The following is a 16,709-nucleotide window of genomic DNA, read 5'->3' on the forward strand; positions in this document are numbered from 1 at the left end:
CAAATAGCTAAACAGTTATGTAAGCGCATTCATTCATAGAGGAGGAATTCAGATGTCAGCTGCACTTGTGTTTACCCCTTTAAATTATGTCGGCTGGGGGGCGCTGGACCAATTGCTTCCTGCAGTAAGCAAGTTTCAGGCTACAAAAATTTTGTTAGTTGCAGATCCAATACTGCATGAGCTTTCATTAACAGATCAAGTGGCAAATCCTTTAAGGGACAGCGGGTATGAGGTTAATATGTATACTGATATTGTTCCAGAGCCTCCTTTGGAATCAGCGGAAAGGCTGATAGCATATGCGAAAAACAGTAAATCAGAACTTGTAATCGGACTCGGTGGAGGGAGTGCACTGGACTTGGCAAAGCTCGCTGCTGTCCTGCCGGTGCAGGAAGGAACTGCTGCAGATTATTTAAACCTGACTGGAACAAGGAAAATTCGGGAAAAAGGCCTGCCGAAGATCCTAATTCCTACCACTGCCGGCACTGGCTCAGAAGTTACAAATATATCTGTTCTTTCACTTAAAGGAACGAAGGATGTAATCACGCATGACTTTTTGCTTGCAGATGCCGTTATAGCAGACCCTAAGCTGACTTTATCTGTTCCTTCTAAGGTGACTGCAGCAACCGGGATAGATGCATTGACACATGCAGTAGAATCATATGTTTCTTTAAACAGCAGCCCTGAGACGGAGGCATTATCTCTTCATGCTATCCGCCTTATATCACGTTCACTTAGAAGGGCAGTCCAAAACGGCAATGACCAACAGGCCCGGATAGATATGTGCCATGGAAGCTATATTGCCGGACTTGCATTCTTTAATGCTGGTGTTGCGGGTGTCCACGCCCTGGCTTACCCTCTAGGCGGACAGTTCCATCTTTCACATGGAGAATCTAATGCTGTGCTTCTTCCTTATGTAATGGGATATGTCCGTAAAGCCTGCAAGAAAAAAATGGCGGACATATTAAATGCAATGGGATGTTATTCAGCTTTTCTTTCAGAAGAGGAAGCGAGTGTAAAATGTGTAGAGGAGTTGAGGAGGATAGTCTGTGATGTCGGCATTCCAGATACCCTCAGGGAATACGGAATTGTGGCCGATAATATTGCAAAGCTGTCACAGGAAGGAGAAAAACAAACAAGACTTTTGGCAAGAAGTCCGCTTCCGCTAAAAAAAGAAGACATTATGCTGATTTACCATTCGGCGTTAACAGGCTGTTTTTCTGAGCCCTTTCATGATTGAACAAAAAATAGTCCAGCCAAAAAAAGGTACCAAGGCCATTGCCTTGGTACCTTTTGGAATTATTTTTCAGCATCCTTTTTAGCATGTTCTATATCAATCTTGATATCTTCTTTTATATCATCAGCTAAATTGGAGGTCGCTTTTTTGAACTCGCGCAATGAAGCGCCTACTGCACGGCCCATTTCAGGGAGCTTGTTTGGACCAAATACAATTAATGCAAGAACGGTAATTAAAATTATTCCTGGCAGGCCAATATTAGAAAGCATGCACTTTCAACTCCTAAGCAGACAAGTTTACCTTCATTATAATCCTTCTCAGCTTAGATGCAAGAAAATTCCGCTTTCTTTCTTACGTGTATTATTAGCAGGCTGCTCCGCCATATCCTCCATAACAGCTGCACCCGATTATGATCAGAAGAATAAATAAAACCACAATCAAAGCAAAACCTGAACCAAACCCGTGTCCGCCGCCAAATGTCATATAATAACACTCCTTAAGTAAAATATATGATCCATGAATATTAACTTAATACTTCATTCATGGGCTGCTATCATCTTATGCAGATTTTCAGTTGTGTGTTTCACCCATTCTTTAATTTTTGAAAAACGGGCTGGTCCGATGATTCCGCTGTACTGTCATGGCTCTTTTCAAGGTTCGTTATCATTTGCCTCCAGGACTTTGCATAAATTGATATATGTGCAAGTCTTAAAATGCTGAATTATTGCGAGGGCAGATTATTGGCACAGAACTAAAAAATTAATAAGGCTTATAAGTGAGGTGGAAAGAAGGATTGGATGTTATAGGAAAAAACGTGCTTCGGAAAGATGCCTGGGATAAAGTAACAGGAAAGGCGAAGTATACGGGAGATGAATGGAGACCGGGAATGCTTCATGTACATAAGGTAGTGAGTCCTTATGCACATGCCATAATCAAGAAGATGGATTTTTCCCGCGCCTTGAACATGAAGGGCATCTGGAAAGTCATCATAGGAGAAAATCTGCCTTTGACGGGAGAGGAAATCAGGGACCGTTACCCTATTGCCTATGAAAGAGTCCGCTACTATGGGGAGACCGTTGCTTTAGTTATAGGAGATTCACCAGGGCTCGCGAAGGCTGCCGCAGATTCCATTGCAGTTATATATGAACCTTTGCCTGATGTAAAAACACCAAGGGAGGCCTTGAATAAGGAAGCTCCGATCTTACATGAAAGACTGGGAATGTATGAGAAAATTCCTTCTGCATACCCGGTTCCTGGCACCAATATTGCAAACGTGTCTAAAATCAGGAAGGGAGACATGAAAGAAGGCTGGGAAAGCTGTGATGTGAGTGCCGAAGAACATTTCTCATTTTCCCCTTCTGATCATGCGGCGATGGAAACCAGATGCTCACTATGCGAAATCAAAGACGACGGAAGCATAATCATTACTTCTTCATCACAAGCCCCTTTTATGATAAAGCGTTTGATCAGCGAGTATTTTGAAGTCGAGAGCGGGAAAATTACAGTAAATACACCGCTTGTTGGCGGAGCATACGGGGGGAAAGCTTCCATACAGCTTGAATTTTTAGCTTATCTTGCTTCAAGGGCTGTAGGCGGCCGTCTTGTCAGGGTGATGAATTCCCGTGAAGAAGATATGATTACATCGCCATGCCATATTGGCCTTGATGCTACGGTGAAAATCGGGTGTACAAAAGACGGCAAGCTTAAAGCGGCGGAGCTTTTCTATTTATGGGACGGAGGAGCTTATGCAGATAAAGCGGCAGATCTCAGCCGGGCGGGAGCAGTTGACTGTACGGGACCTTATCACATTGAAAATATCAGCTGTGACTCGCTGTGCATGTATACGAACCACCCCTATGCTTCGCCATTTAGGGGGTTTGCCCATTCAGAAGTTTTATTCGCCTTTGAGAGGACAATGGATATCCTTGCAAAAAAGCTGAATATGGATCCGTTTGATTTAAGAGAAAGGAATAGTATCATGCCAGGGCATACCACACCGACACAGGTACGATTGAATAAAAGTAACGTCGGGAATTTGCCTGCATGCATTCATCGGCTGAAAATCGCCATGGAATGGGAAAAAGGCCAATTGATTCCGGCGGGCGATCATAAAGTAATTGCAAAAGGAATAAGCTGTGTGTGGAAAAATTCTACAATTGATGTGAATGCGGGATCTGGTGTTTTCTTAACCTTTAATGATGACGCCAGTGTTAACCTTATTTCGGGAGTCGTTGAAATTGGTACTGGAACGAAAACAGTTTTGGCGCAAATAGTGGCAGAAATACTGCAAATTGATATTGAAAAAGTCCATGTCCAAATGGGTGTAAACACCAAAAGCACTCCGCAGCACTGGAAAACCGTAGCAAGCCGTGGAATTTTGATGGCAGGCAGGGCAGCGGAACAGGCTGCGAAAGATATAGTAGCACAATTAAAGCAAATTGCTTCTTGTGTGCTGAAAGCTCCGGCAGAGGATTTTGAAATTGGCGGCGGAAGAGTGTACTTAAAAAGTGAACCTGATGCTGGCTTAGATTTCAAGGACATCGTAAATGGCTATACCTTTCCTAATGGAAATACAATTGGAGGACCGCTGCTTGGTAAAGGCCATTATGTGCTTCGGGGGATAACATATTTAGATCAGGAGACAGGTGAAGGCAACCCGGGCCCTGAATGGGAAGTAGGTGCACAGGGAGTCGAAGTTGAGTTTGATACACGTCAATACACCTATAAAATCAGAAGGGCTTTTTCGGTTATGGACGCTGGCAGGGTTTTAAACAGAAAAATGGCAGAAGGGCAGTTAATGGGTGCCATGAGCATGGGCCTTGCCTTCAGCGGAAGGGAAACCTTTTACTTTGATGATTACAGCCGTGTCCTTAATTTTCAGCTTAGGACATACAGGCCGCTGAGGTTTGGGGAAGAACCCGAATATATTTGCGAATTTATTGAAGCGCCGCACGGAGAAGCTCCATTCGGCGCAAGAGGAATGGGAGAGCATGGGATTCTTGGCATGCCTGCAGCGCTCGGGAACAGTTTATCCCTGGCGGCAGCAGTTTCTTTGACCCGGCTTCCATTAATTCCTGAATATATCTGGAGGAAAAAAACGGGAGGAAGAGGGATTGATTTCATATGACCGTGAGTACTACAAGCCGAAAACCATTCAGGAAGCTGCGGAATTATATTACACTCTAGATTCCAAAGGTAAAGCACCCATATTCTTTAATGGAGGGACGGAAATTATAACGCTGGGCCGCCTTAATCTGATTTCGGCAAATGCCTTTATAGACATCAAGGACATTCCCGAATGCAAGGTATATGAAATGGCAGAGGGCCATCTTGTTATCGGATCTTCACTTCCCCTGTCCAGGTTTGATGAAAAACAGGATTTTCCTCTATTATCCCAATTGGCAAAGGGTGTTGCTGATGCCACCTCAAGGAATAAAATAACTATTGGTGGCAATATGTGCGGAAACATCTTCTACCGTGAAGCAATACTGCCCTTTTTATTAGCAGACAGCATGGTTTACTTAGCTTCAAGGGATGGAATGAAAAAGAGGCCCATACTGGAAGTTTTTCATAAAGAAATGCTCCTGGAAAAAGGAGAGTTTTTAGTGCAGATTTCGACGCCTGCTAAATATTTAAATATGCCCTATGCAAGTGTGAAAAGGAGGCAGCAGTGGGATACAGGGTACCCGCTGCTGACAGTCGCTTCTATCAAAAAAGGAGATATGCTCCGCTTTGCTTTTAGCGGTTTATGTTCCTTCCCGTTTCGCTCACATGAAATGGAAAAGGTTTTAAATGACAGTAACAAATCATACCGGGACCGGATTTTGTCTTCATTCAGCGAATTGCCCGCACCTGTCCTTAATGATATTGAGGGATCAAGCGACTACCGGTTATTTGTGCTGAAAAACATTCTGCTGGACTTTTTTGCTTTACTTGAAGGTGATGTATAATGGCCCATACATATCTTGTTTCAATAAAAATTAATGAAAGAATGTACGAAATATCAGTTTCAGCTTTTGATATTTTGCTGGATGTTTTACGGAGACAGGGCCTGACAGGAGCAAAGCCAGGCTGCCGGAATGGAGATTGCGGGGCATGCACCATACTGATGAACGGCAGGCCCATGAAGTCATGCCTTGTTTTGGCTATAGAAGGTGAAGACTCTGAAATAACGACGATAGAAGGAATTGGGGCCTCGCCTATTCAAAAGGCGTTTGTCGATCATTTTGCTTTTCAGTGCGGCTACTGTACCCCTGGATTTATTATGAATATACACGGGCTGCTCCTTCAAAATCCTGCTCCCGATAAAAGTATAATAACAGAATGGCTTTCTTCTAATATTTGCCGGTGTACAGGATATAAAGAAATTGAAGAAGCAGTTTTATTACTGAATGAAAGCTGGCAATTTCCGGAAAAGAACCAGTGATCCTTCAGCTATATAATATGCTATCAGAAAGCCAAGCATCTTAAAATTAGGTAAAACCAGAATAAGGATTTAAACTGGTAGTGGGGGAATTGAATTTTCCGGGTAAATTTATGCAAGGAGAACAATATGGCATTCGTTGATTGCGAGAGATTAATTTTTATAAAAGAATTAATGAAATTATACGCAGAATATATGAAATGCCACGATAGCAAAGTACGGATATGTATCATAGAAGATATATTCGATATCTGCAGAACTATTAGTAAATTAGCATAAACATTACATGCCCGGCATATTTTAATTCCCTCTTGAATATTTTAGAGAAAACTCCTCTGGAATTATTAATAATTTAACAAAAAGTAAAATTTTATCATAAGACGGGGTGTTCATGCAACAATTATTGTGTTAGTATGGAACTAATAAAATAATAAATTATTATCCAGGGCATGTTCGATTTTTTGCTATCCCCTTGTATAAGGGAAGGAGTTAAAATGGAAAAAATCAGTGTTTTCTTAGATGACCACAGAAGAGCGCCGCTTGGTTATGTTTTAGCAGAAACAATTGATGAATGCCTGGAACTGCTGCGGAATTTCCGCATTGAGCATTTATCCTTGGATCATGACTTGCTTAGCAAAACCAGGAATGGTTTTTTGCTTGTGCAGATGATGATCAGAGAAAAATTATTTGCAAACCGCATTACCATCCATTCTGCCAATTCAGTCGGCGGAAAAGCAATGTACAACTGCCTGAAACAAGCACAGCATGACTCTATTTTGCCCACATCAACTATTTTATCCTTACGCCCTCTGCCTCTGCATTTCTTCCCGCCAAGAGTTCTGCAGCACTATTTAGATATACTGTGATCCCTTCCTGCCAAAACGACTGCTCAAAAAATTCCGTTCACATATAAAAATTGTAAACTTTATAAGCATGAGTATTCGTAATACTGCGAGAATATATTCATGCTTTTTGTCATGCATAAAAACAGCGCTGACGACTGGCATGCACCTTCTAAACTCTCCCGCTAAAACATTCTGGTGCTTAATCATTGAAAACATGTCATGTTTGATGAATCGTCATCCACCCATTTTCAATCAAAATCATATATAATTGGATTGTTTCATTAAAGGAGGGTAATAAGTTGCATCAAAGAATTACAGAAGCAGATGATCAGGAGCTGCCAGCATTCGAAAGCAGCGAAGAAGCAAGTGCTTATTTTAAGAAAAAATATGGTGATGATTTTATCCTAAAAAGCTCAAAGGAAATAAATGGAGAACAAGTTGACATTTATGTACTTGTACTTAACAGGGAAGCATTCAGAAGCGGTGAAGAAAAGTGGGCCAAGGCATACCGGGAAATCATTGAGGAATCCGATTTTACCAGCAGTTTTCAATCTATTGGGCTCAGCAGGAATGGTGAAGTTTATATTGCCTATTAACCAGGCAGATTAAGGCATTACGAAATTAACCAGCATGAATTGAATATTGCAGGTTTTTGTAAAAGATTTTACCAGATCATTAACCTTGTGCTTTTACCGCAAATCATGTAATATAAATACACAAGCTGCGTTGTACGTATGGATAATAAAGTTTTAACCTTTAAGCTGTAATAGGGAGTTTTATATCAAAACAGGAATGTCATGCCTCAGTCACTGACTCGGAGGACGTACAGGAATGTTTTTGCAAACACCCACTTTGAGGAGTGGTGGTTTAAAACTTTCTTACTTAACTACGGCAAGTGCGGCTTGCTTATAAAAAATGCCTAACCCGGTTCCTTATGGAGCCGGGTTTTTACGTGCATTATGTAATACTTTTTCACAAAGGCTCTTTTCTTAAAGGTTGTTGTTATTTAATAAGTTTTCGAGGCAAATCTATTGTTAAAGCTGGTTGATTGGAGCGAAAGGTGCGAAGACTCCAGCGGGATTAGCGTGACAGATGAGACCCTGCAGACGCATGTCGAGGAGGCTCAGCACATGCACCGCGGAAAGCGGAGCATCCTGTAGCGGAAATCAACCCCTTGTTCCATAGCAACAAAGTTTAGAAAACAGCCTTCACAAAAAAACCCGGCTAATGCCAGGGCCAGATTTAAAGATATATAATTAAAGGGGGTACTGAGTGAGATGATTTCTAACTCAATATAAACAGGTTACATGATAGTTGTTAACAAATTATGAAGATTTCTGTAAGAGATTATTAATTTTTTGCTGATTTTCCTCATCGGGGTCAATTATAAGTACATGTCTCAGCCTCCCCGGAAATATACATACGTTATCAGTACTTTTTAAGGGGTGATTCAATGAAACAGTATACGGAACTTTTTACGGTCGCTTACAATGCCATTTGCCTGCGCTGCAAAAATAGAGGAGCTGTACAGCCTTATGGAAGATATTTTCCTCATGGGGTAGGGGAACTTGCTGATCAGCATAAAATTTTTGAAGGGGTGAGAGATGAGCCTTATATGTCTCATGCATCAGGTTTCGGAGGCACACTGCCATACAGGTGCCTGAACTGCGGAAACATAGGATTAATTGATAGAGCAGGATTAGAAGGATACAAACAGGCTTTCAAAAGTATTAAAACCGAGATGTAATTCATCGTAAGCGGTGTGATTAAGCATGCTTAATGCTAGTAAATATATATATATATATTAAAGTTGTCCCCTATGTAATTTGGGAAAAGTCAATATCCGGAAATCAGCAGGCAATACTAAAATGGCTTTTTTTTAAAAGTTAGTAGTTTGAAAAATCTAAATATTTTGTTATAATAGGGACTATAGAAAGCTGAATCTCTATAAGTACTAGTATTGAAGGCATTGTGAGTCAGCTTGTTAGAAATACAAGTTTATTTAAACTTTATTCAGGGTAATAAAGAGTACACATTTACTGCTTTATACTAAAGATGATCTTAAGGAGGAGGAATTACATGCAAGTACTATCAATCGAAACACTTCAAGAAGATCCGAAGGCTCCTGTTTCCATGAGGTCCGTTTTTTCACATTGTGCCTTAACCGGTAATTTGAATTTGCACAAAAATATTATTCCGCCTGGTAAGCGTATTCCTCTTTCTGAAATATCAGATCACGGGGAAAATGTTTATTCAATCATCACAAACGGGTCCATTGTAACGGAAACTACAGGTGAAACACACAGGATTTCTGAGGGTGAAACAATATTTATATCGGCAGGGCATGAGCATATTGCGTATAATGACGGAAATGAAGACTGCGAAATCCTCTGCGTTCATATTTGATAAATATTTAAACATGAAGCCTTGAGAAATCAAGGCTTTTTTTATGCTGCAAAAACGTCATTAACTGATACTTATGCTTGCATTGTTTAATGCTTGTTCTATATTGTCCCCAAAACCGTAAGCTTCAAGTGCTTTTACAGAATTGCTATTGTGTACTTGAAAGAAGCCTGTCAACAAGCCTCAAGGTATAAAATATCTGTTAAAAAGGCATAACACTAACAGGAGGTGTTAACTGATGGATATATTAGAACCTAAAAAATTCGAAATTCATAAAGATGGAAGTTATACAGAGTCCCATTATGAACAAGTAAAGGCAGGAGACCATTTTAGAATGTTTCATCCGGATGGCCAGCCCTTCTTATATGAAGATGATGACAAAGAAACCTATCAGTCTGCATCACATCCATATTTTGATGATGAATTGGGTGTCTGGTTTATAGAGATTAAATAGGTGTAATTCCTTTCCCTTTCCTTTCTTCATTCTTTTTCATTTCCTTATTATACTCCGTTTCAAACCGGCTCGTTTCTATATGGCTAACGACTGCATTTTCCTTCGTTTCAGGCTTACATACTGTACTGATTCTGGGTTTAGGCTATATTAGCAGATACAGAAAAAAACGAATGGTGAATTCTTCCTGAATTTGTTCTGATTAATTCTTCCTTTCTCTATATAAGTAATTGTATGGAATACATAAAAAGGGTTTCAGTATTTGTAAATAGCAAGGTCATGCTGATTAAAGTGCAGGCTGTTAGGGCATACTTCTGAAAAATGATAAGGAGATTACCAATGAAATGCTCTATGTGTAAAAGAAAAAAAGAAATTGTCTACAATAATATGGGAAACCAATATTGTGATGATTGCTGGTCTGTCGTGACGATTCCTTATGACACTCTGGTAAGCCAGGGGATGGCTTATTTGCCGTCAAATGATGAGAAGACTCTCTAAAAGATGCAGATGAAAAACCTTCCAAATATGACTTTTGGAAGGTTTTTTTGTAGAAGAAGGGTTATTTCCAGATCTCTCCGGCAATTGAAACGACATGCCTGATCTTGTTCCATTGCTGTTCTTCTGTAAGAAGATTTCCTTCTTCAGTAGAAGCAAACCCGCACTGAGGGCTTAAGCAGAGCTGATTAAGATCCACATATTGTGCAGCATCCATAATTCTCTGCTTAATTTTCCGGGGATCCTCCAGTTCGCCATGTTTAGAAGTAATCAGACCCAATACTATTTGAAGATCCTTCCTATTTACATAGCGCAGGGGTTCAAATCCGCCTGAACGTTCATCATCGAACTCTAAAAACAATCCATCAACCTTTAATTGCCCAAAAATGATATCAGATACGTTTTCATACCCTCCGCTTGCTGTATATGAAGACTTGAAATTGCCTCTGCAGATGTGCATGGTAATGGTCATATCCTCGGGTTTGCCTTCGAGGCTTTCATTGATGCAGCGTGCGAAAAGCTCTGCAAGCTCTTCAGAATTAAACCCTTTATCTACAATCTGCTTTTGTCCTAAATCCGAGAAAAAAACCGACCAAGAAGTATCATCAAGCTGCAGGTAGCGGCACCCTGCATCATAAAATGCTTTTATGGCATCTTGATAGGCAGTAACCAGATCAGAAAACAATTCATCTTTTTGCTGATACGCTTCTTTTTCGACTTTCCCTCTGAAAAAAAGCATATTCGGGCTAGGAATGGTAAATTTAGCAATATGGTCACCGGCCAGCCTGTGAAGGAACTTAAAGTCTTCAAGCATGGGATGATTCCCGAATTTTACTTTACCAGTCACTTTCACTCCATGTGACTTCGTCTCGACACCATTAAATTGGATGCCGCTTTCTGTTTCATATAGCTCAACACCGTCCAGCCCGGCTAAAAAGTCAAAGTGCCACCATGCGCGTCTGAATTCACCATCCGATACGGCAGATAATCCAGCCTCTTTCTGCTTCTTAACGAGAGAAATAATTTCCTCATCTTCAATCGAACGCAGCTGATCAGCGGTTAATTCCCCGTTTTGTTTTTGCAAACGGGCGATTTTTATTCTTTCCGGCCTTAAAAAACTGCCAACATGGTCAGCTTTAAAGGGGCCTTTTAGCAGAGTCTTTGTCATAATAATGAGTCCCCCTTTATTTAGTATACGATCTATTATACCGAAAAAATGTACTGAAAAGAAATATTTATCGAAAATTCTATTTATTCAAAAGGTTTCTGTCTCTTGAAGGAGATTAAAAAGGCCATCCGGGAATATAGAATGTATGCTTTAACTTAACATAGACATTTTTTTAGTATTGTGTTGTTATATAAATAGGCAATATTTAAATTTTCCCCTGGAGGAAACAATGAAAACTGATCTAGATTACTTAGGAAATTTAATTTTAAAAAATAAAGAAGCTATCGTGAAAGAAGTAAATGAAATCAGACTAGAGGGAGTCTCTGAGGAAGAACGCAAACAGTTTGCTAATATTGAAAAAGAAATCCTTCAAAAGAGGGATGGTTTAATCAGCATGTTTGGTGATGCCCTTAAACAGTTGTATGATGAAGAAGCAATGGACGCAAAGCTTGCAAAATGGGGTAAGGAAACCGGAGAATATATTTTCAATCTGGGCATTCCACTGGATGAAGCGTTGCTCGATACAGCTGCATACCGGAAAAGCATATGGAAAGCAGTAAGCGAAGGGATTAATGAAAAAGGGATGTCAGCTGATTTGGTTCTCAAAGCTGGGAGCATTATTGACCCCTTGTTAGATAAAGCAGCCTACTTTTTTAGTTTGACTTTTATTAATTATCATCAAATAACGCTGGAAAATGCCAAAAGTGCATTTTTAGAATTATCAGTTCCTGTTGTTCCCCTTACACAGGGAGTCGGCATTCTTCCATTAATCGGGAATATAGACACAGAAAGAGCGGCCTTATTAATGGAAGAAACCTTGAAGCAGGCAGGGAAGCTAAAATTATCTCACTTAATTGTGGACCTGTCTGGTGTCTTGATTGTGGATACAATGGTTGCAGATCAAATTTTCAAGGTAATTGATGCCTTAAGGCTGCTTGGAGTGAAGACAATTGTCACCGGTGTCCGTCCAGAAATTGCCCAGACTGTTATAAATATCGGAATCGATTTTAAAGATATCGAAGTAAAGGGTAACCTTCAGAAAGCCCTGATGGGATTGGGAAATATGCAAACGCCATAAGACATAGCGGAATTTTCTGCTTTGTCTTTTCATTTTAATGTAGCCGGAAAGACTTTTTAATGGACAATTTTTCAGCAGATTACGGGTTATTTAGTACTAAAAGTGAAATATTGAATAACTTTTCTGCATGTTTTTATTTACTACTTTGAAAAAAATATGTTATGAATATATTAACAACTATCAAAGGCGTTTTCATTTTTCCGCTTTGCACATGATTATTAAAATGAAGTAGGACGTGACCTAAATTTGAATAAATTATCTGTGATCGCAAACTACCTGATAGAACATGCACATATATTAACAGATGGTATTGTTGAGGAAATTATAAATAAATTTGATTTTGAGGTTCCTGCAAAAGATATAGATGATGCACGGGTGATGTATGTAGAATTTCTTGAATTCCTGGGTGAATCCATTACCTGTACGGAAGGTTCTGTACCTGAAAGCCTGATTAAATGGAGTAAGGAAAATGGCGAAAAAACTGCCTATTCAGGCGGGCATATATCTGATATTCTCCTTCGGTATCCAGAAACAAGGATAGCTTTTGCAGATTATTTTCTAAAACTCGGACTCAAGCATCAGCTTAATACAGATGAGATTGTTCTCATTCTAAAAAGAGTCAATCATATGCTGGATTTGAGCATTAATGAAACAGTATTTGCTTTTGAACGCCGCAATCAGGAAATATTGAAAACGGCTAAAAGTGAAATAGATAAGCTTTCATCACCAATTGTGCCGATTCAGGATGGACTTGCAGTACTGCCTTTAATAGGATCGATTGATTCTGACAGAGCGGATCATTTGATTAATACCGTTATTCCAAAAATCCCTGCTCATGATGTTAGTTGTCTGATTATAGATTTCTCTGGAATAATTACGATTGATACAACTGTTTCAAGCCATATTTTCAATGTTTATAAAGTTCTTCGCCTGCTGGGCATTCAGGTCGTTTTTACTGGAATCAGGCCGGAACTTGCTTCGAGGGTAATAGAGTCAGGTGCTGACTTTTCTTCATTCAAGGTGTATGCTACCGTCAAACAGGCAATTGAGGCCATGTGACTTGCGGAAGATATCCAAATGAAAATCGGGCCATTTTCTTTTAAGGCGAAGAAGATGGCCTGTTTTGTTATGTTAAGATGCAAGTCTATCATTTTAAGCATCTGACATAGAACAGGATAGCGGCAAATCACAATCTTTATAGATATAAAGATAATAGTAAATCCTCGATTTTTTGATTTGCTATAATATAAAGTGACAATATATGAAAGGGGAACAATCATTGAATCGATTATTATTAGTGCTGGTTCTTTTTTGCAGCGGCAGTTTATTGGCTGGCTGCAATACTGTTCGCGTTCCTATGAAAATGAATCATAATATGAACAGTATGAATATGAATGTTACACCTACAAAGTCGGACTGGAAAACCCCAACTGTAATGAAACCAAATAAAAAGGTGCCGATCTCTATTTTTATCAAAGATAAGTCCGGCCAGCTTATTCAGAAATTCGATACTGTTCATGAAAAAAAGATGCACTTAATCATTGTTAACAAAGATCTTACATACTTCTCGCATATTCATCCTGTTTATAAAGGGAATGGCCGCTTTGATATATCTGCCGCGTTTCCCGCAGGCGGGGACTACAAACTCATCTCCGAATTTACACCTAAGGGAAGCGGCGATAATGGCGTAGCCCAGCATGTGCTGCATATCTCAGGTGAAAAGCCTGCGGCCAAGCCTATTGTGCCAGACACATCCTTAACCAAGACTATAGATGGAAAAGAAGTAACATTAACATTTGATCATGTTATGGCCCGCATGAATCTGAATATGACCTTTAAGATTCGAGATGCGAAAACAAATAAACCTGCCAGACTGCAGCCTTATTTAGGAGCTATGGGGCATTGTGTGGCAATCAGTGATGATTGGAACCATTACCTGCATATTCATCCGATGAAATCAGACTGGAAAAAGTCAAAGGTTACTTTCATGACAAGATTTCCTGAAAAGGGAACTTATAAAATATGGGGACAATTTCAGCAGGATGGACAGGTTTTCGTTGTTCCTTTTGTTGTAAAAGTTCCGTAAAAATCAGCAGCTGCTGCTTTTTTGCCTATATGCATATTGATATTTTCAGCTATAACGTTTAACCACTTTCTATTAAGAGGGAAGATTACTCTAATTTTGAAACTATGTGATGTCGTTACGTTCTTTTTGAGATGGTGTGCTATAATTAAATTTATTAAAAAAATTCACAGCCTTGATTAAAGGCTGCTTTTTTATATATTGCAATAAATTTATAGTCAGGAGTTTATGTCATGAATGCAATTGTTTTTGATTTGGAAACCATTCGAACTCATCAAAAGGGACAAGAGCGGCATATCATTGAAATTGGAGCGGTAAAGATAGACATGGAAGCTCATGCATCAGAAGCTATTGATGTTTTTCAGCAATATGTTATGCCTCCTGGTAATTATATACCCAAGAGTTCCCGCCAAATGATCGGCATGAATAAGGAAGAAATGAAAAATGCTATTTCTCTGCAGAAAGCCATAAAGAAGCTAAAAGAGTGGATAGGCGAAGAAGATTATCATCTTTGCAGCTGGAGCAGGTCAGATTTGGATATTATTCAGCATAACTATATAGTTAATAGATTTGATGTCAGCTGGGTAAAAAATTACAATGATATCCAGCTTCCTATTTCTCGGGCTCTGTCGGATATAAATCACGTTTTAGGGCTGAAAAAAGCAATTGAATTAGGAGAAATCCCTATGGAAGGCAAATGGCACAGCGGATTGGCTGACTCTATCAATACGGCCAATCTTCTTGTTAAATACCGCCATGCTGTAGAGCTGAAAAAGACGGCAATTTATGAAGTGTTCTCTATATTCAGCAGCAGGTTATATACCACGTGCAAAGAATGCAAAGAAACCAAATACCATACAGAATTTTTTAAAAAGCGCACAACCTGCCTTTCTTGTGAAATAGAGAAAAAAATGCAATATGAGCTGCAAAAACAGGAGAAAACAACTTCTGAAGAAGCTATTACAACAAAGTAGGTTTTAGTCCTAAACAGTATGGCAGGAAGGGCAGAAAGAGCCAGTAAGCCTGACTGGCTTTGATGCATTCTATCAAATGATTCCAAGAAGCAGATGACCGGAAAGTCATCTGCATTCTTTTCGCTGGTATGTAAACGTTATCTTTGTTATTCTTTGGATAAAGAATCAGATAACTGAAAATATTCATAGAGATGTTCGATTTATACTGGAGCTGGCTATTCTGTGAAACGTAAGGTTTCTTTTGGCAAAGATGATTATCTAAGAAATGGGGAGAAGAAAACATGGTCTACCAGGCAGCTGAAAATCGATACGAGAGTATGAAATATAATCGGAGCGGAAAATCAGGACTTATGCTTCCTGCCATTTCACTTGGGCTTTGGCATAATTTTGGCGGAGTTGATACATTTGAAAATGGCCGGGCTATGCTAAGGAGAGCCTTCGATCTTGGAATTACCCATTTTGACTTGGCAAACAATTATGGTCCGCCTGCTGGATCTGCAGAAGAAATGTTTGGGAAAATGCTGAAAACTGATTTTGCTCCTTATCGTGATGAAATGATTATTTCCACTAAAGCTGGCTATTATATGTGGCCTGGTCCATACGGAGATTGGGGTTCAAGAAAATATCTTACGGCAAGCCTGGATCAGAGTTTAAAACGGATGGGGCTTGACTATGTTGATATATTTTACTCACACCGCCCTGACCCGAATACCCCGCTTGAAGAAACGATGGGTGCTCTGGATTCTATAGTACGGCAGGGAAAGGCCCTCTATGTGGGCATTTCAAGTTATAGTGCGGAGCAAACAGAAGAAGCGGTTAAAATCTTGAATGGTTTAGGCACACCGCTTGTTATTCATCAGCCAAACTATTCCATGCTGAACAGATGGATTGAAGATGGCCTTCAGGATGTACTGCAGGAAAATGGCGTAGGATCGATAGCTTTTTGCCCATTAGCGCAGGGATTGCTGACCAGCAAATATCTTCATGGAATTCCGTCCGGGTCAAGAGCTTCAAAATCAACAGGCGCACTTAGCGAAGAGCGGGTCACAGAAGACGTAATCAGCCGGGTGCAAAAGCTGAACAACCTCGCTTCAGAACGTGGCCAGAATCTTGCGCAAATGTCTTTAGCTTGGGTATTAAGAAATGGCAGGGTAACATCAGCTTTAATCGGTGCCAGCCGTGTGAGCCAAATCGAAGAAAATGTAGAAGCGCTTAATAATCTGGATTTCTCACAGGATGAGCTTGAATTGATTGAAGATATTCTGAGCGGCGGAACTGCTGAAAAATAATCTTCACTTTAAGACCGAGCCGATAATAATAGAATGCATCAAAAATCCCTGCTGAGTATGATAAGCAGGGATTTTTGGCTTTGAACAGAAGCCATGCCCAAAAGACATCATAATAGAGCTAAAATATAAAAACACAATTTGTATACGTCTGCCAACTGTGTAATCGCCGGGCTTTTTGTTGCAATTTATTAGTGAAAAGGAATATGATAGTAATGGATTATTTAAGAGATAAGGGACAAATCATTTGAAATGAAAGAGGATTTAAA

The 16,709-nt window shown here is 39.8% G+C and carries 18 protein-coding genes and 1 other RNA gene; 16 read left to right on the forward strand and 3 right to left on the reverse strand.

From position 1 onward, the window contains the following. Positions 1–52: 52 nt before the first annotated feature. Positions 53–1,237 carry an iron-containing alcohol dehydrogenase gene (locus BM126_RS13835; protein WP_090990033.1) on the forward strand — a complete coding sequence of 395 codons (1,185 nt, stop codon included), beginning with the start codon at positions 53–55 and terminating at the stop codon, positions 1,235–1,237. Positions 1,238–1,296: 59 nt separating this feature from the next. Here the strand turns inward: BM126_RS13835 and BM126_RS13840 are convergent, their stop codons facing one another. Both BM126_RS13840 and BM126_RS13845 read right to left on the reverse strand, forming a co-directional pair. Further along, positions 1,297–1,503, reverse strand: a complete 207-nt coding sequence (locus tag BM126_RS13840) for a twin-arginine translocase TatA/TatE family subunit (RefSeq protein ID WP_071353609.1) — start codon at positions 1,501–1,503, stop codon at positions 1,297–1,299. A gap of 94 nt (positions 1,504–1,597) precedes the next feature. Further along, on the reverse strand, positions 1,598–1,717 hold the full coding sequence (locus BM126_RS13845) for a YjcZ family sporulation protein (RefSeq protein ID WP_090990034.1): 120 nt from the start codon (positions 1,715–1,717) through the stop codon (positions 1,598–1,600). 310 nt (positions 1,718–2,027) lie between these two features. On the opposite strand from BM126_RS13845, the gene BM126_RS13850 reads away from it, so the two are divergent. The 10 genes from BM126_RS13850 to BM126_RS22445 all read left to right on the forward strand — a co-directional run bounded on the left by BM126_RS13850 (position 2,028) and on the right by BM126_RS22445 (position 9,854). Then, positions 2,028–4,361, forward strand: coding sequence for a xanthine dehydrogenase family protein molybdopterin-binding subunit (locus tag BM126_RS13850; protein ID WP_090990035.1), 2,334 nt, complete (start codon positions 2,028–2,030; stop codon positions 4,359–4,361). Further along, positions 4,348–5,184, forward strand: a complete 837-nt coding sequence (locus tag BM126_RS13855) for an FAD binding domain-containing protein (protein WP_090990036.1) — start codon at positions 4,348–4,350, stop codon at positions 5,182–5,184. Before BM126_RS13850 ends, BM126_RS13855 begins: the two co-directional genes overlap by 14 nt. After that, positions 5,184–5,660: a (2Fe-2S)-binding protein gene (locus BM126_RS13860; protein ID WP_090990037.1), complete on the forward strand. Its 477-nt coding sequence runs from the start codon at positions 5,184–5,186 to the stop codon at positions 5,658–5,660. The genes BM126_RS13855 and BM126_RS13860 overlap by 1 nt, the downstream gene beginning before the upstream one ends. A gap of 491 nt (positions 5,661–6,151) precedes the next feature. Continuing rightward, on the forward strand, positions 6,152–6,523 hold the full coding sequence (locus tag BM126_RS13865) for a cyclic-phosphate processing receiver domain-containing protein (RefSeq protein ID WP_090990038.1): 372 nt from the start codon (positions 6,152–6,154) through the stop codon (positions 6,521–6,523). Positions 6,524–6,801: 278 nt separating this feature from the next. Further along, entirely contained in the window at positions 6,802–7,098 is a 297-nt protein-coding gene (locus BM126_RS13870) for a hypothetical protein (RefSeq protein ID WP_090990039.1), read from the forward strand. Positions 7,099–7,217: 119 nt separating this feature from the next. After that, positions 7,218–7,410: non-coding RNA, 6S RNA (ssrS, locus tag BM126_RS13875), on the forward strand. Between the two features lie 545 nt (positions 7,411–7,955). Continuing rightward, on the forward strand, positions 7,956–8,249 hold the full coding sequence (locus BM126_RS13880; RefSeq protein WP_090990040.1) for a hypothetical protein: 294 nt from the start codon (positions 7,956–7,958) through the stop codon (positions 8,247–8,249). Positions 8,250–8,581: 332 nt separating this feature from the next. Beyond that, on the forward strand, positions 8,582–8,908 hold the full coding sequence (locus tag BM126_RS13885; protein ID WP_090990041.1) for a cupin domain-containing protein: 327 nt from the start codon (positions 8,582–8,584) through the stop codon (positions 8,906–8,908). Positions 8,909–9,143: 235 nt separating this feature from the next. Beyond that, complete coding sequence (locus tag BM126_RS13890; protein WP_090990042.1) at positions 9,144–9,359, forward strand: hypothetical protein; 216 nt, start codon at positions 9,144–9,146, stop codon at positions 9,357–9,359. A gap of 336 nt (positions 9,360–9,695) precedes the next feature. Further along, complete coding sequence (locus tag BM126_RS22445; RefSeq protein WP_177201431.1) at positions 9,696–9,854, forward strand: hypothetical protein; 159 nt, start codon at positions 9,696–9,698, stop codon at positions 9,852–9,854. 61 nt (positions 9,855–9,915) lie between these two features. Here the strand turns inward: BM126_RS22445 and BM126_RS13895 are convergent, their stop codons facing one another. Further along, on the reverse strand, positions 9,916–11,019 hold the full coding sequence (locus BM126_RS13895; protein WP_090990043.1) for a 5-methyltetrahydropteroyltriglutamate--homocysteine S-methyltransferase: 1,104 nt from the start codon (positions 11,017–11,019) through the stop codon (positions 9,916–9,918). A 229-nt stretch (positions 11,020–11,248) separates the two neighbouring features. Here BM126_RS13895 and BM126_RS13900 point away from each other — a divergent pair, with 229 nt between their 5' ends. The 5 genes from BM126_RS13900 (at position 11,249) to mgrA (ending at position 16,443) form a co-directional block, all read left to right on the forward strand. After that, positions 11,249–12,097 (forward strand): STAS domain-containing protein, encoded by an 849-nt coding sequence (locus BM126_RS13900; RefSeq protein WP_090990044.1) that lies wholly within the window; start codon positions 11,249–11,251, stop codon positions 12,095–12,097. 246 nt (positions 12,098–12,343) lie between these two features. Then, positions 12,344–13,156 carry an STAS domain-containing protein gene (locus tag BM126_RS13905; protein WP_090990045.1) on the forward strand — a complete coding sequence of 271 codons (813 nt, stop codon included), beginning with the start codon at positions 12,344–12,346 and terminating at the stop codon, positions 13,154–13,156. A gap of 220 nt (positions 13,157–13,376) precedes the next feature. Further along, positions 13,377–14,183, forward strand: a complete 807-nt coding sequence (locus BM126_RS13910; protein WP_256213108.1) for a hypothetical protein — start codon at positions 13,377–13,379, stop codon at positions 14,181–14,183. Between the two features lie 230 nt (positions 14,184–14,413). Continuing rightward, positions 14,414–15,154, forward strand: coding sequence for a 3'-5' exonuclease (locus BM126_RS13915; RefSeq protein WP_090990046.1), 741 nt, complete (start codon positions 14,414–14,416; stop codon positions 15,152–15,154). Positions 15,155–15,435: 281 nt separating this feature from the next. Further along, on the forward strand, positions 15,436–16,443 hold the full coding sequence (mgrA, locus tag BM126_RS13920) for an L-glyceraldehyde 3-phosphate reductase (RefSeq protein ID WP_090990047.1): 1,008 nt from the start codon (positions 15,436–15,438) through the stop codon (positions 16,441–16,443). Positions 16,444–16,709 lie beyond the last annotated feature (266 nt).

It is taken from the genome of Bacillus sp. OV322, assembly GCF_900112495.1.
In the GTDB taxonomy this organism is placed as follows: domain Bacteria; phylum Bacillota; class Bacilli; order Bacillales; family DSM-1321; genus Peribacillus.